This window comes from Mucilaginibacter frigoritolerans (genome assembly GCF_007830615.1).
In the GTDB taxonomy this organism is placed as follows: domain Bacteria; phylum Bacteroidota; class Bacteroidia; order Sphingobacteriales; family Sphingobacteriaceae; genus Mucilaginibacter; species Mucilaginibacter frigoritolerans.
Genome location: NZ_VLLI01000006.1, coordinates 203,936 through 219,103, shown reverse-complemented (window position 1 = coordinate 219,103; position 15,168 = coordinate 203,936). Strand labels below are relative to the sequence as shown.

General features: G+C 39.3%; 12 protein-coding genes. 4 read left to right on the top strand and 8 right to left on the bottom strand.

Translation table 11 applies throughout. From position 1 onward, the window contains the following. Complete coding sequence (ligD, locus tag JN11_RS11770; RefSeq protein WP_144912774.1) at window positions 1-2,502, top strand: DNA ligase D; 2,502 nt, start codon at window positions 1-3, stop codon at window positions 2,500-2,502. A 383-nt stretch (window positions 2,503-2,885) separates the two neighbouring features. Here ligD and JN11_RS11765 read toward each other — a convergent pair whose 3' ends face one another. Then, complete coding sequence (locus JN11_RS11765) at window positions 2,886-4,682, bottom strand: M61 family metallopeptidase (protein ID WP_144912772.1); 1,797 nt, start codon at window positions 4,680-4,682, stop codon at window positions 2,886-2,888. Window positions 4,683-4,903: 221 nt separating this feature from the next. On the opposite strand from JN11_RS11765, the gene JN11_RS11760 reads away from it, so the two are divergent. Further along, the gene (locus tag JN11_RS11760) at window positions 4,904-5,284 is read left to right on the top strand and encodes a response regulator (RefSeq protein WP_144912771.1); all 381 of its coding nucleotides are present in this window, start codon (window positions 4,904-4,906) and stop codon (window positions 5,282-5,284) included. Beyond that, complete coding sequence (locus tag JN11_RS11755; protein WP_144912769.1) at window positions 5,281-6,132, top strand: N-acetylglucosamine kinase; 852 nt, start codon at window positions 5,281-5,283, stop codon at window positions 6,130-6,132. Before JN11_RS11760 ends, JN11_RS11755 begins: the two co-directional genes overlap by 4 nt. Before the next feature lie 45 nt (window positions 6,133-6,177). On the opposite strand, the gene lnt is transcribed toward JN11_RS11755, so the two are convergent. The 4 genes from lnt to rsmI form a co-directional block, all read right to left on the bottom strand. After that, window positions 6,178-7,785, bottom strand: coding sequence for an apolipoprotein N-acyltransferase (gene lnt, locus JN11_RS11750; protein WP_144912767.1), 1,608 nt, complete (start codon window positions 7,783-7,785; stop codon window positions 6,178-6,180). A gap of 73 nt (window positions 7,786-7,858) precedes the next feature. Beyond that, the gene (locus tag JN11_RS11745) at window positions 7,859-10,132 is read right to left on the bottom strand and encodes a hypothetical protein (protein WP_144912766.1); all 2,274 of its coding nucleotides are present in this window, start codon (window positions 10,130-10,132) and stop codon (window positions 7,859-7,861) included. Next, the gene (locus JN11_RS11740) at window positions 10,062-11,087 is read right to left on the bottom strand and encodes a hypothetical protein (protein WP_246138996.1); all 1,026 of its coding nucleotides are present in this window, start codon (window positions 11,085-11,087) and stop codon (window positions 10,062-10,064) included. The genes JN11_RS11745 and JN11_RS11740 overlap by 71 nt, the downstream gene beginning before the upstream one ends. A gap of 22 nt (window positions 11,088-11,109) precedes the next feature. Continuing rightward, entirely contained in the window at window positions 11,110-11,787 is a 678-nt protein-coding gene (rsmI, locus tag JN11_RS11735) for a 16S rRNA (cytidine(1402)-2'-O)-methyltransferase (RefSeq protein WP_144912764.1), read from the bottom strand. A 129-nt stretch (window positions 11,788-11,916) separates the two neighbouring features. Here rsmI and serS point away from each other — a divergent pair, with 129 nt between their 5' ends. Beyond that, entirely contained in the window at window positions 11,917-13,188 is a 1,272-nt protein-coding gene (gene serS / locus JN11_RS11730; RefSeq protein ID WP_144912762.1) for a serine--tRNA ligase, read from the top strand. Here serS and JN11_RS11725 read toward each other — a convergent pair. The 3 genes from JN11_RS11725 to JN11_RS11715 all read right to left on the bottom strand — a co-directional run bounded on the left by JN11_RS11725 (window position 13,185) and on the right by JN11_RS11715 (window position 15,114). Beyond that, window positions 13,185-13,598 carry a hypothetical protein gene (locus JN11_RS11725; protein ID WP_144912761.1) on the bottom strand — a complete coding sequence of 138 codons (414 nt, stop codon included), beginning with the start codon at window positions 13,596-13,598 and terminating at the stop codon, window positions 13,185-13,187. The two genes, serS and JN11_RS11725, sit on opposite strands and share 4 nt — an antisense overlap. A gap of 366 nt (window positions 13,599-13,964) precedes the next feature. Next, the gene (locus JN11_RS11720) at window positions 13,965-14,657 is read right to left on the bottom strand and encodes an SIMPL domain-containing protein (protein ID WP_144912759.1); all 693 of its coding nucleotides are present in this window, start codon (window positions 14,655-14,657) and stop codon (window positions 13,965-13,967) included. 97 nt (window positions 14,658-14,754) lie between these two features. Next, complete coding sequence (locus JN11_RS11715; RefSeq protein WP_144912757.1) at window positions 14,755-15,114, bottom strand: hypothetical protein; 360 nt, start codon at window positions 15,112-15,114, stop codon at window positions 14,755-14,757. Between the last annotated feature and the right edge of the window lie 54 nt (window positions 15,115-15,168).

Here is a 15,168-nt window from a genome sequence, read left to right as displayed (position 1 = left end):
ATGACTTTGCTGGATTATTTTAAAAAACGCGACTTTAAAAAAACTACCGAACCTAAAAGCGGTAAAAGCGATACCAAAACACTATCATTTGTGGTACAACGACACCATGCTTCGCATCTGCATTATGATTTCAGGCTGGAGCTGGATGGGGTATTGAAAAGCTGGGCGGTACCAAAAGGACCGTCAATGAACCCGGAAGATAAACGGCTGGCTATGATGGTGGAAGATCATCCGTATGATTATCGCAAGTTTGAAGGTATTATCCCCAATGGAAATTATGGGGCCGGAGTGGTGCTGATATGGGATAAGGGAACCTATACCTCACTGGCTGATGACCGCAAGGATGATGTGAAAACATTGAGGGAAGGCTTAAAGTCAGGCAATTTAAAATTCAGGCTCAATGGTGATGTTTTAAAGGGGGCGTTTGCACTGGTTAAGCTGCATAGCAAGGAAGAAAACTCCTGGCTGCTGATTAAGCACAAGGATGAATTTGCTGAAAAGAGCTTTAACAGCGAGGATTTTGTGCCGGATAAGATTAAGGCGATGAAGAATAATAAGGAGGGTGATGCAACGGATCTTCCATCGGTAAAAGAGATCAGGGCTGAAAAAAAAAGTCCTGAAATAACCGAAGATGGAGCAGATGATGGACCTGAAGAAGGTAAGCCATACCGGCCTATGATGGCTAAGCTGGAAACCAAAGTATTTGACAATGACGATTGGATTTATGAACGGAAGCTGGATGGTTACCGTGCCATTGGCTATACTGGCAACAAGGCCAGGCTGATTTCCCGTAATGACATTGATTTTAGTGATAATTACCCCAAAGTAGTTGAGATATTGAAATCAATTTCTCAAAAAGCTATTCTGGATGGGGAACTGGTTATTGAAGATAAGAGTAGTAAAAGCAGTTTTCAATATATTCAGCATTATGATGGCGATACTAAAGATTTAAAGCTAAAATATTATGTTTTTGACCTGTTGAATTTAGATGGACATGACCTGCGGGATATGGAACTCATTAAAAGGAAACAATTGTTGAAAACGTTTTTGGGTACAATAGACTCGCCCGATATTATTTATAACGAGCATGTTTTGGGTAAAGGAACCGCTTTGTTTGAAAAAGCAAAGAAAGAAGGCTGGGAAGGCATAATAGGTAAAGACGGCCAAAGCTATTATAACAGCGGCAAGCGGACAGATACCTGGCTGAAATTTAAGCTGCAAAACGCGCAGGAAGCAATTATTTGCGGTTATACAGCACCAACCGGATCACGCAAATATTTTGGCTCATTGATACTCGGGCTTAAGCCAGGAGAAAAGATTCAGTACATCGGCAATTGTGGTACCGGCTTTAATGACGTCAGCATAAAAGAAGTATACGCAAAGCTTCATCCGCTGCAAACGGACAAAAAACCTTTTGATGAAAAAATAGCTCGTAAAAGCAAGATTACCTGGGTTGAACCAAAGCTGGTTTGTGAAGTTTGGTACTCTGAATGGACGGCAGATAAGCATTTGCGTCACCCGGTTTTTAAGGGATTGAGGGAAGATAAAAAATCAGAAAAAGTAGTTATGGAAACACCTGATACACCATTGCCTGATGAAGAGGTTTTAACCTATGGCCGCAATAAGCTAAAAATGACCCACCTGAATAAAGTATTCTGGAAGGATGAAGGGATTACTAAGGGTCAATTGATTAATTATTATAAGACCATGGCCGATTGGATTATTCCTTATTTAAAAGATAAACCTATCTCTATGCGCCGTCAGCCGAACGGTATTGCCGATGCCGGATTTTTTCAGAAAGATACCGATACCACACATTTGCCCGATTTTATTAAAACAGAACCTCTCTATTCAGAAAGTAACGATAAAAACATCCATTACATTATAGGCAATGATGCTGCTACTTTAATGTACATGGTGAATTTGGGCTGTATAGAGATCAACCCCTGGTTAAGCTCATACAAAACGCCGGAGAATCCGGATTATGTGGTTATTGACCTTGATCCCCATGATGTACCGTTTTCACAAGCGGTTGAAGCAGCATTAAAAACAAAAGAGGTTTTTGACCGGATGAAGCTGGATGTGTTTATCAAAACATCAGGATCAAAGGGATTACATATTTATTGTTACCTGGGCGCTAAGTACGATTATGATTTTGTGAAGATGTTTGCAGAATATGTTGCCAACCTGATTCATGAAGAATTGCCTGATACTACCAGCGTTGAACGAAGTCCGGCCAAAAGGAAGAACAGGATTTATATCGATTTTTTACAGAACAGAAGGGGGCAAACTATTGCCTGTCCGTATGCTGTTAGGCCAAAGCCCGGTGCAACGGTATCAACTCCGCTACACTGGCATGAGGTAAAGGATAATCTTAAACTATCGGACTATACTATTTTTAATACACCTGATAGAGTAAAGAAGATTGATGACCCATGGAAAGATCTCACCAAATCAAAAGCAGACTTAAAGAAGGCGCTTGAGCTGCTTAAGAAATTATAATAGCCTCACCTAAACGGCGAAGCCCTCATGAATACCTTCAAAAGTCAAACAAAATATGAATAATCCTCTCCAAGCGCGTGCCGCCTTAGCTTTAGCGGTGGCGCAAGGAGAGGACATTAACAAAAAAGGTTGACTAATAAACAGTCAACCTTTTTTGTTAATGAATATTCCAACCCTCTTTTTTGCTTGCAAAAGAGAGGGAGAACGAGCGCAGCGATGTTCGGTGAGTTAACTCTGCGAGCGACATTAACGTAAATGCATCAGCGGTGTCGACTCATCCCGACGACGCTACGCTGGTCGACCTTCTCTCCGCTTCGTGCAAAGAAGGTAAAGAAAGCAGTCGGCAAAGTATTTTCATAACTAAACTTATCGTGCTTCTTCTACTACAATTTCAGCCATTTTTTGCGTACTGCAAATTGTTGAGCTGTAGCATCAGGTAACGATATGACTTTATACTTTAGCCTATTGTTTCTTAAAAGTGTAACGGGTAAGGTAAGCGGAAGACCGTCGCGCAATACATTAACGGTAATTTTATCGCCTACTTTTTTACCTGTTAGCATGGTGGTTGCATCGGTAACGGGTACGCCATCAATACTAACCAGTTCATCATTTACATTAATGCCATCAATCCAGGCAGCGGTGCCGCGTATAACACTGGTAACAATCTTTTTGCCGCTGGCTGCAATATTTACACCCAGGGTTGGGTCATTGCTATCAGCTAATTCATCAATTATTTTGTAGCCTGCATAACCTAAGTATTTATTGTAATCAATAGGGGTAAGGCCGGTGATATATTTCTTATAAAAATCATCCAGGTTTTTACCGGCAAATTTTTCAAAGCCCTGTTTAAATTCGGCATCGGTATATCCGCGTTTTTTGGTTTTGTAATAAGTATCGTACATGTACTTCATCACATCATCTAATGAATATTTGCCTTTCGAATCGTTAATAATCTCCAGATCTAGCAACATCCCAACGGCAGCGCCTTTATCATAGTAAGATATGGTGGTGTTGTAAGAATTTTCATTTGGCCGATAGGCTTTTATCCAGGCATCAAAGCTGGACTCAGCCAGAGGCTGAACTAAATGCCCGGGTTGATTTTCAATAACATTGATTTCATTCGATATCGCATCAAGGTAACCATCAGGAGTAGTTAAATTGGCGTGGCGTAAAATAATGTTCTGATAGTATGCAGTGAAGCCTTCAGCAATCCACAAATCCGTAGTGTAATTCTCTGTATCGTAATTAAACGGACCTAAAACAATAGGGCGCAGGCGTTTTACATTCCACAAATGGAAATGCTCATGGGCTACCAGGCTTAAAAAGTTATGATATCCGGCTTCGGTTCCATAGCTATCCCTTGATGCGCCAAGCGTTGTTGAACTTAAGTGCTCCAAACCGCCACCGCCGCGTGCGTAATTATGCACTATAAATACATAATGTTTGTTGGGGTTTTCGCCAAAAACGGCAGTTTCCTGCTCTACAATTTTAGCCATATCAACCTTAAGGCGCTCTTTGTCGTAATTGCCGCCGCCTACCATACATACTTCATACTTTACGCCTGCAGCATCAAAGCCAAAAATATCCTGGTTACCAACTTCAATTGGCGAATCGAACAAAATATCATAGTTAGGTGCATGGCGTGTAAAGGCATTGCCATTAACCGGTTCTAAACTGGTTGAAATTTTTGTCCAGCCCTGGTAAGGTATAATGTGAACGGTTGAAGGCGATTGCAGCATTTTATCAGGATACAAAAAAATGCCGGTTGGTGATATAAAAGCGTGTGAGGCATCAATAAAACTAGTACGTACAGATATTTCAAAGCAGTAAACCCTGTATTTAACTGTAACAGAACTTAAGCCGGTTGTATTAATTTGCCAGCAATTTTTGTTGATTTTTGGTGTAGCAAGTAATTTACCCTTTGCGGTTGCACTAAATGATTCCACATTTTTTGCAAACTCTCTTACCAGGTATGAGCCTGGTGTCCAAACAGGCATTTTAAGGTCTAAAGTGTTTTGTTGTAGTCCTGATATATTCATTTCAACATCGGCATAATGTGCCTGTGCTTCGGGGAAAGTAACGGTGTATGCTATTTGAACAGCACCTGCTGCCTGGCTTATAGTATCATCCATAATAAATAATAAAGTGAAAAAAAGAGCAACTAACTTAATTGTTTTCATTGATGCAAATAGTATTAAATAAATTTATTTACCAAATAATGCTTTTAGTGGATGCTAAAGGATGTTTAAACTGCAATTTATAATTTTTTATTTATGCGGGCCGATAATGGCACGTGTAAAATGCTTGATACTGTAAGCTTAACATTATGATAAACAAAAACACAAATTAATTTTAGATAGTATATTTTTTAAATTGGTTTAAAACGCTATTTTTGAACTCAATGGCCTCACGCTTTAAAACATGCTTGCTTATTGATGACAATTACATAGATAATTTTGTCACGCGTAAGATTTTGGAAGGCAGCAACTTTGTTGAAGAAATAATTGTTGTGCGCTCAGCAACTGATGCTATTAATTCATTACGCGACGGTAGCGTAAAACCCGATGTGATTTTTCTGGATGTGCGTATGCCTTTGATGGGGGGGTTTGAGTTTTTGGATGAGTATGATAAAATAGACATTGATAAAACGGCCATCAAAATTTTTATGCTTTCCTCCTCACTCGATCCTTTGGATATGCGTAAATCAACCGATAATAAATACATCACCCAGTTTATTCATAAACCGCTAACGCAAAAAGCACTCGAAGAACTTTGTCCATGATTTTAGTTGCTGATAGCGGCTCAACAAAAACAGACTGGTTGCTTAAGCTTTCTGACGGCGAAACACGGCAATTCAGAACCGGGGGGCTAAATCCTTACTTTTTAACAGAAAAAGAGATTGTAAAAATACTGCAGACAGAAGCTGCGGATATGATTGCTTTTGCCCCTGATGTTACAGAAATATACTTTTTTGGCGCCGGATGCTCAAGCCCGGACAGGCATGAGATTGTATCAAATGCATTGAGTGTGTTGTTTACCAAATCATACATCAGCGTTGATAGCGATTTGTTGGGTTGCGCCTATGCTACCTGCGGGCACCATAAAGGCTTTTGTTGTGTATTGGGTACAGGTTCAAATATCTCCTATTTTGATGGTGAAGATATCCACTCAGGTCAGCACGGTCTGGGTTTTGTTTTGGGCGATGAAGGCGGCGGAACCTGGTTTGGGAAAGCCTTGGTAACCGACTTTTTGTATGGTATTATGCCCGGCGAAATAAGTGTGAAGTTTGATAATTTATATCAACTGGATAAAGAAAAAGTTATTAAAAACGTGTACCAAATGCCCAATGCCAACTCTTACCTGGCATCGTTCAGCAAGTTTTTGTATACCATACGCGAAACAGCTTACGCCCAGGATTTATTGAGAAAAGGCATGCTGGAGTTTATTGAAACCAATATTATGTGGTATCCTAAATACCGCGAATATAAATGTCACTTTGTAGGATCAATAGCCTACGTTTTTGCCGATGAATTAAAAGCTGTTTGCAAAGAACACGGCATACACATAGGCAAAATAATCAGACAACCCATTCATGATCTGCTTGATTTTATTGTAAGCAGAGACATCTGATTTCGGATTGCGGAAGTTCGATTTCGGAGTTTGCTTAAATCTGGTTTAAATAAATCTTTTTACAACAATAAATCCTATACCTATTAGGGCCAGTAAACTTCCAGCCTTGGCAATATAGTCGCCGTACTGTACATAAAAGGTAATGTCAGAATTGAGGTTGATGTCTTGTTTAATAGCAGTTTTAACCCACCACTTGGTTTGCTGAACAATATCACCCCGCTGGTTAATAAATGCCGAGATACCGGTATTCGCTGAACGACATACCCATCTGCGCGTTTCAATGGCGCGTAGTTTTGCATAGTCCAAATGCTGGTCTTTACCAGGAGTGTCTTCCCACCAACCATCATTGGTAATAATGGCGATAAACTGCGAACCCTTTTTTACTGATTTGGCAATCCACTCGCCCCAGATAGATTCATAACAAATGGCAGGCGTTATACCAATGCCGCTTTGAGAATAAAATACCCCCGGCTCAGGCTGACTACCATAACTTCCGGTTGCTCCACCCAAATGCTCAAAGGCTGGTTTTAAAAACGATAAGGCATTACCAAATGGCAGCGACTCTGCTCCCGGAACCAGTTTTGATTTATGGTAAAACTGTACCTCGGCAGAGTTCTCAATATTCATAGCTGCATTAAAAGCATCATAATATTGACCGCCGCCATCACCATATGGGCTTGCAGTGGAGGTTGCCCTGTTATTGTAAATTTTAAAAGTTTCGGCCCCGGTTATAATGTTGCCGTTTTTGTATTTGCTTAAAAAGTGTTGTGCCTGCTGATAATATGGATTATTGCGAACGGTTTCTTCGTTCACGGCTTCCGGGATGGCTGTTTCCGGCCATAAAAAAAACTCGGTATTGTGCTGACCCAATGAATCGGAAATACGGGTAAGTATGCTTACTTGCTGTAGAGTAGAGATACTGGTTTCTTTAGCGTAAGGATCAATATTAGGCTGTGCTATTACAATGTTTGACGGGTTGGGTTGCTCCTGATAGCTATAATAGCGGTATAATGAAAAACTGAGGGGAAGCAACAGTGCAATAACAAAGGCCGATATCAATTTTAATCTTAATTTTTTATTAGCGGTCTCTTTTAAGCCTGCATAAATCAAAAACAGCAGGATATTTAAAATCCAGATCCAAACCGTACCACCATAAACACCGGTATACTCATACCACTGCACCCATTGATGGGTGGTTGCAAAACCATTCCCTAAGGTCATCCAGGGGAAGGCGAGGTCCCAGCTTTGGTGGAGGTATTCGTATGCTATCCAAAAACAAACCAGGCCAAACAAGCTAAAGCCACGGTTGGTGACCAGCCTTAGGCGGTAATATAACCAACAGGCCGTGGCCATTAACAATGGTCCCAGTGAATAAGGAATTAAAGAGATGGGTAAAGCCACTACTTCGCCCACCATTTTGAGTGCATTATACACCCAAAAAATGGATAGCGTATTCCAGATAAAAAATCCAAGAAAAGCAGTGCCGAATATTTTTTTGCCCTTTTTAGTATAATTTGAATGGATAATGTTTTCCAACGCGAGCAGCATCGGCACAAAACCAACAAGTAATAAAAAGGTAGTGTAATGTGTAGGGGGCCAGGCTATCCAAAGCAGTAAACCAGAAAAAACGGACAGCAGGATATTTCTTTTCATTTAAACTAATTTTTCAGGCGTAAAGGTATTAATTCCCGTGGTTTGTAAACTTTTGTGATATTAATTGATTCAGCTATTTTTCTGTTACAAACTTTTTAAAGTAGCCGCATTCCTGTAACACTTCCTGGTAGTATTTAGTATTGCTGTAATGATTTTTTAAATCGGCAAAGTATTTTCCAGGCGGAGGCAAGGTCGCTTCGTCAGCTCCCTGATTGTTATTATCAGTGCTGTTATAATATTCGTTGCGTTCGCACTTGGCGGCCATAAAGGTACAGCGGGCCCTTTGTTCGTTGGTTTGTGCATTGGCCAACGCCAGCAGATAATATTTTTTAGTAATGCTTTGGTCCGTAATATCAACGCCGATTAATGAGGATTGGTAAAACAAACGTGCATTGCCATAATAAGTAATATTGTAATAAGCATTAGCTAATAGCCATGCATTTCTGAATTTATCTTTACCCGCTCTTAAATCAGTTTTTATGCCCTTCATTGTTTTTAAAAAGGTAAGTGGACTGAATTTTTGTTTCTGATGCGCCGCATGATCACAATCATGGCAATCATTTAGCCGACTGTTGAATGGGTTGCCTGCCAGCGTATCAGGATTCATCGTCTTCACCAAACTCATTTTTTCTATTGCCTTATCTATATTCTCTTTATAGGTGAGTACAGTGGCCTGGGAATAATACAATTCATCCAGCGTATGCGGATAATACTTGAGCATGGTGATTTCAAAGGCACTTTTCTGTGACTTGGTCATTAAGTCTGTAAGCTTTTGCACATGGCTGCTATCAGTATAAAAAGCTATAGAATCTTTAAAGCAGTTGGCTTTGAGCCAATCGCCTTGTTTTTTATAAATTTGGGCGATGTGGTTGGCGCATATTCCTAAAGCGGGATCAAAGCGTAGGCTGGTAATATGTTCTTTTCCATCCCGCAGGTTGGCCAGCCAGGCTAAAGGTTCTGTTATTTTAGCTTCTATTTTTGGATCGATGCGCTGCAACTCATCAATATTTAAAAGTATGGTAAGCAGCTTGTATTGGGCAGTAATTAATTTGTCGTTTACAGGCAATTGTTTCTTTGCCATATCATAAAACTTACCTGCTTTTTTGTAATCCTTATAAATGTAATTCAGATAGCCTGCCGCCAGGTTCCAGTAATAGGGTTTGGTGGTATTGTTTTTTAATGCTATCGAATCAACTAAATTCACTTCACGGGCCTCGGCCTTTTTTATGGCTTGCTGGGCAGTGTCGGCAATTTTTCCAGAGTAATCGCTTTCGCCTTCACCCTCACTCATGTTGATAATCCGGCTAAGCAGTAAATCCATTTTGTCGGATTTTGGATCTAAAGCAGCTATTTCTTTAATGGCTCTTACCGGATCGTATTCCATCCCCAGCATATGCCAGAGGGTGATTTTTTCCTGATTATTTTTGGCGAGCTTTAATGTTGCTTGCCAGTCAGCATCCTGTTGTGCATGGAAACTAAACTTGCTGGGGATTTTTAATTCGTAACTGTAATCATAACATCGGCTGTACAAATAATTAGAAAGCGCATAATTACCCTTACGACGATAATAGCCTGCCACATATCCCATTGCCCTGTAATAGGTAAGGTTTTGCGGGAAGGTGCCTTTATAGTTATTAAACCAGACTAAAATATCAGCTTTATTATCTATGGCCCCTGTTTTACTTTTTGTGGTATCATCATTAAAAAAATAGTAACGCACTAGCTGAAACCAAAGTCGTTGTTTAATAAAGGGATCCTTTGATTTGTTAAAGGCGGATGATAACGAGCCTTCCAACTTTGCAGATACGGGCGGCAGGGGCGGAGGTGTGTCGTACCAACCATATGGTGCAATAACCGCAAATTTTTCGCACTCCTTAGCAAGCTTTAGGTAACCGTACAGGTTGTTGAATTTGGCTTTATCCAGTTTGGACATGTTTACCTGGATAGAATCAGGCTTTAGTTTGGATATTTTACCATTTATATAATTACTCACAGAATCGATGCCTTTTGGGCTTGCCTTTAATAAAAGGTATCGGAGTGTGGGTTTGTTTAACTGATGATTTAAATAGCTGTCCCATTCATTAATTACCTGATCGTTAAAGCGGTTGTTATTGTCATCAATCTCAACACTTTGGCCGTAGTACCAATAGTTACTATCATAAAAAAACGGGGTATAATCTTTGGCCACAAATGCTTCCGGACTAAACATAGAAAAATTTTCTTCTCCGCCATCGGCACATGCCCAAACTATGCCGGCAATGGCCAATGTGCAAAAGCTAAAAATCAGCAGAAATTTGGCTGAGGGTTTGCGTGTTAAATTTTGATAGGTTAAGATTAGCCAATTCATAATAAATGATGGTTCTGTTTTTTTGCGGAGGAAGATAGGGAATCAATTGTTTAACAGCCATTGTCAACATGTTTAAATCTATTTTCTCTAACTTAAAATTATCATTTTCTTTTATATAAATGCCGTTTAAAAAGAAACTTTTTTTGGCACAATAGGCATTGCCACTTTGTTTAAAGTTGATGGGATTGCTCAACTCCTTTTCGCCAATATTGCCATAAATCTGGATCACTTTCCCATCGCGGATCTGCACAGACCAGGAAAACAGTGCTAAGGCAACATCAAGCTGAAGCGGATATTGGGGAATATAAGAGATGTACTTCTGGGCATCAGCATTATTATAAATGGAATTGGGTTGCTGCAGGTTAGCATTTACCTTACCCATGTTATAAAACATCAGTATGCCTTTATCAATGGGCGGAATACCAGTAGTCTCTTTGTATTTTACCTGGTGAAGGCGTATAGTAGCTTCCAAAAAGTGCTGATTGATTTTCTTAAAGGATTTTAAGAAACTAAAATATTTGTCGCGTGTACTTAGTGTCCAATCGCAATCAATTTGGATATTTTTATAATTGATTTTTTGTTTTTGTGCGATGTGGTTAACCAGCGCATTGCAGTGTATAGCCAGACTGTCAATGGCTTCGGATCTGATGTTTTCAAAAGTTTTATTAGTGACAAATATAACGGGCGTTATTTGCAAGCCATTAGTCTGCTGGCTGAAATTGACTATAGCATTCGGGAAGGCGTTGTGATAGTGATCGTTCCAGCTTACATCAAAAAAACGGAGATATAAAGTATTGTGAGCCGTCTGTTTTAGGATGTCACCTTGTTGAACGTTGAGGTTGAAATTGCTTTTCCAGTAATAAAATGCGGTGGTTACGTTTTTTTTCTTTTTGCAGCTTATTACAAGACATGTCCAAAATAATATCCCGATATAAAGAAAACTACGATAGCTCATTGAAGATCTGGATTTGACAGAACTATTTACCCGCAACACATATTACAAACTCTCCTTTTAGCGGGTGCGTTTCGAAATAGAATTTTACTTCGGTAACGGTGCCTCGTACAGTTTCTTCAAACATTTTGGTGAGTTCGCGCGACACGGAGATCTGCCTTTCTTCGCCAAAATAAAGCGCCATTTCCTCCAATGTTTTCAATATCCGATGCGGCGATTCATACAATATAATGGTACGATCTTCTGTTGCCAGCGTTTTGTAACGGGTTTGGCGTCCCTTTTTCAGGGGTAAAAAACCTTCAAAGCAAAAACGATCTGTAGGGAAACCCGAATTAACCAAAGCGGGCACAAAAGCTGTTGCACCTGGGAGACATTCTACTGCAATTTCATTTTTCAAAGCCTCTCTAACCAAATAAAACCCCGGATCAGAAATAGCAGGTGTACCAGCATCAGATATTAGTGCGATATTTTTTCCTTCTTTTAAAAAACGAATAATTTCATTGGATGACTGATGCTCATTGTGCTGATGATGCGAAAATACCTTTTGATGAATATCAAAATGCTTCAGCATAGGTGCCGAGGTGCGGGTATCTTCTGCCAGTATCAGGTCGGCCTCCTTTAATATGCGGATGGCCCTGAAGGTCATATCTTCCAGGTTACCTATAGGTGTAGGAACTAAATATAATTTACCTGTTGTGCTCATGTGTTTGGGTTCATGGATAATAGTTCATGGTTCATAGTATTAAGTTGGGTGCAAAATTTCACAAATCTTTCTATGAACAATGAACCATCAACTATGAACTAATTATATCTTTGCGTAAAAATAAAATCAATGCTGCAAGTTAGTTATATCCGCGATAACAGGGAACAAGTTTTAGAACGTTTGGCTGTGAAAAATTTCAAACAGCCCGAATTGGTTGATGAAATAATTCAATTAGATGAAAAACGCCGTTTAACCCAAACCCAGATGGATAGTGTTTCGGCACAGGCTAATGCAGCTGCCAAGCAGATTGGTGAACTGATGCGTGCGGGCAAAAAAGAAGATGCTGAAGCCTTAAAAGCAAATACCGGCGCATGGAAAAGTGAAGTACAGGCTTTGGGCGAACAACTAACATTAGTTGAGGAAGAGCTATATCAAAAATTGGTATTACTGCCTAACTTACCGCATAGTTCAGTGCCTAAAGGCTTAACGCCAGAGGATAATGAGGTGGTATTGGAAAACGGTGCAAAACCTGTGCTGCCCGAAAGCGCAATACCACATTGGGAACTGGCTGCAAAATATAACCTGATTGATTTTGAATTGGGTGTTAAAATTACTGGCGCCGGTTTCCCGGTTTATAAAAATAAAGGTGCCAAGCTACAAAGGGCGCTGATTAACTTTTTTATTGATGAGGCTGAAAAGGCAGGCTATAGCGAAGTAAGCGTTCCGTTAATGGTTAATGAAGCTTCTGGATTCGGTACCTCACAGCTGCCTGATAAAGAAGGACAGATGTACTTTGTTGGTATAGATAATTTATACCTGATCCCAACTGCTGAAGTACCTGTTACCAATTTATACCGCGACGTGATTTTGCGTGCCGATGAGCTGCCAGTTAAAAATTGCGCCCATACGCCATGTTTCCGCCGCGAAGCCGGATCTTATGGTGCCCATGTACGCGGTTTAAACCGTTTGCACCAGTTTGATAAAGTGGAAATTGTACAGATTGCACATCCCGATAATTCATACGAAACGCTTGAACAAATGAGCACCCACGTGCAGGGCCTACTGCAAAAGCTTGGTTTGCCTTACCGTGTATTGCGTTTATGTGGGGGGGATATGGGTTTTGGCTCTGCGCTTACTTATGATATGGAAACCTGGAGTGCTGCTCAGCAACGCTGGCTAGAGGTATCATCAGTATCAAATTTTGAAACTTTTCAGAGTAATAGGCTTAAGCTGCGTTTCAGAAATGCGGAAGGTAAAACACAATTAGCACATACCTTAAATGGAAGCGCATTGGCTTTACCGCGTATAGTAGCTACTTTGCTGGAGAACAACCAGACAGAAAAAGGAATTAAGATACCTGAAGTATTAGTGCCTTATACAAAGTTTGAGTGGATAGATTAATTAGCAACGCTGCTTGTCCACTTTAATAAAGAGGCATCAAATATTGCGTTAACAGAACTCATGGTACTTTTGCCTTTTTTATCGCTTTTTAGGTCTTCGCTGTAGATAAATTGATCAACACCAAGTGTTTTTAATAGATCGTCGATTTTATCGTTGGGCTGGCTTTTGTAGCAATGAATTTTTATCCTGTCGTAAAACCTGTTAACCTTAATGCGGCGCAACACTTTTTCAATGTCATTACCCATAAAGTCAAAATCTAAAATAATAAGTTCAGGTGCCAAAGCATAAATAGAAGGGAAAATACTTTTTACACTGGATACATGTTCTACATGGTTATAATCAGTTAATAACTGATTAGGGAAAACATCTGGGGCAACCAATAGTACCTTATTAAAGCGTGGTCGTATCATGCTGATTATTAATTAGGAAGCCTAAATATAAAATGTAAAATTCATATTGTCAATAGATTATCAAGTTTTGTAAAATAAAACAAATACTTAATAATTTTTTAATATAGCACCTGTAAAATGACAATATCGAGTGGTTGTACGCAATTAATTAACTTTTGTTACAGCTAATATTCCTATTAGTTATAAGAAATAAGGGCAGTTAAAAAGAAATGGCTTTTTACAACCCCTAGGAATATTAATTGTAACAAAAATGTTATCATTTGAAATTCAAATTTCTTCCCAAACATTAAAAATATTTTATCAGAATGGTAATTAGCCCGACTTAAATTTAAGGAAATTCAAAAATTTAAGTCGGACTTTTGCTTTTTATTTTATAATCTCAAACACCGCGTTTATCTGAAAGCTTAATTTTATTTTCTTAAAATCAATGTCGGAATCCTGAGGCACGTTGTTGGTACTCATTGCAGCAGCTCTGAACATAACTCTTGGTCCGGGTATGCTGTTCCCATTATCAATTTCTGTTATGCTTATGGCATCGCCCAGTTTTTCATTAATGCCATTTAATAAAAAGGTGGCTTTCTGTTTAGCAGAGAGGAGTGCCTTAAGCTTCAATTCATTTTTTAGCTCATCAATTTTTGAATAATCATAACTATCAATACCCGTTGATTGGATACCCTTAGGATCAATCTTACTGATTATTTGGTTGTATTTATTTAAATCACGAAGCCTGATGAGGTATTGTTTACTTGCAAGGAAATCGGGGTTCTTTTTTTTCTGATAGGTATTATTATAGGCTGATAGGTTATTTATTGTAAAATCATCCTTAGTAACTCCGGCATCTTTTACCGCGCCTTCCAGTTGATTTTCCAGTTGATCAATAGTGACTTTGTTTTTTCCGTCGATGTATTCCTGAAGGGAAATGGAAACGTTGATAATGTCAGGCGTAACTTCCTGTTCGGCGGTTCCCGAAACTTCAATTTTGCGACGAAGATCAACACTTTGGGCAAATGCCAAACCAGTGCAGGCAACAAATGCTGCTACTAAAATTAATTTTTTCATAAGTTTATTTTTATGGAGTAGATTGTATGAACGAAGATAAGGCTTAGTTTACAAACGTAATAAACAAAAAAACACTTAATAAAACAGCTATGCCTGGTTACAAAAGAACAATTTGCCTGGTGTTAGCAGATAAGTTTTTTGAACCGGAATATTGCAGATTGAAAATATCAGACAGCCAGGATTTAATTTGATTAAACCAACTGGTATGTTTTACCGGCTTATTCAAAGCTATTTCTTCCTGCTCAGTATAATCTGAGGGGCCAGAGAGATCACCCGGGTCGTCCATCAACATATTCTCCATAATTATTCTTTTCCTTATTTCGGGGTCTGAATTTACAATATAATCAAGTTCAGTCAATTCATTAAAGGTGGCTTTTCCGGATTTTTGTCTTTTTATTAAAATTTCCAAACGATCCTGTAAAAAGGTGCGGCGTTCGGGTGGTTTGCGATGGCTCATTGATAACCTCCTTGTTGATACCATTCTTTCGTCAAAACCTGTGCCGATAATGTA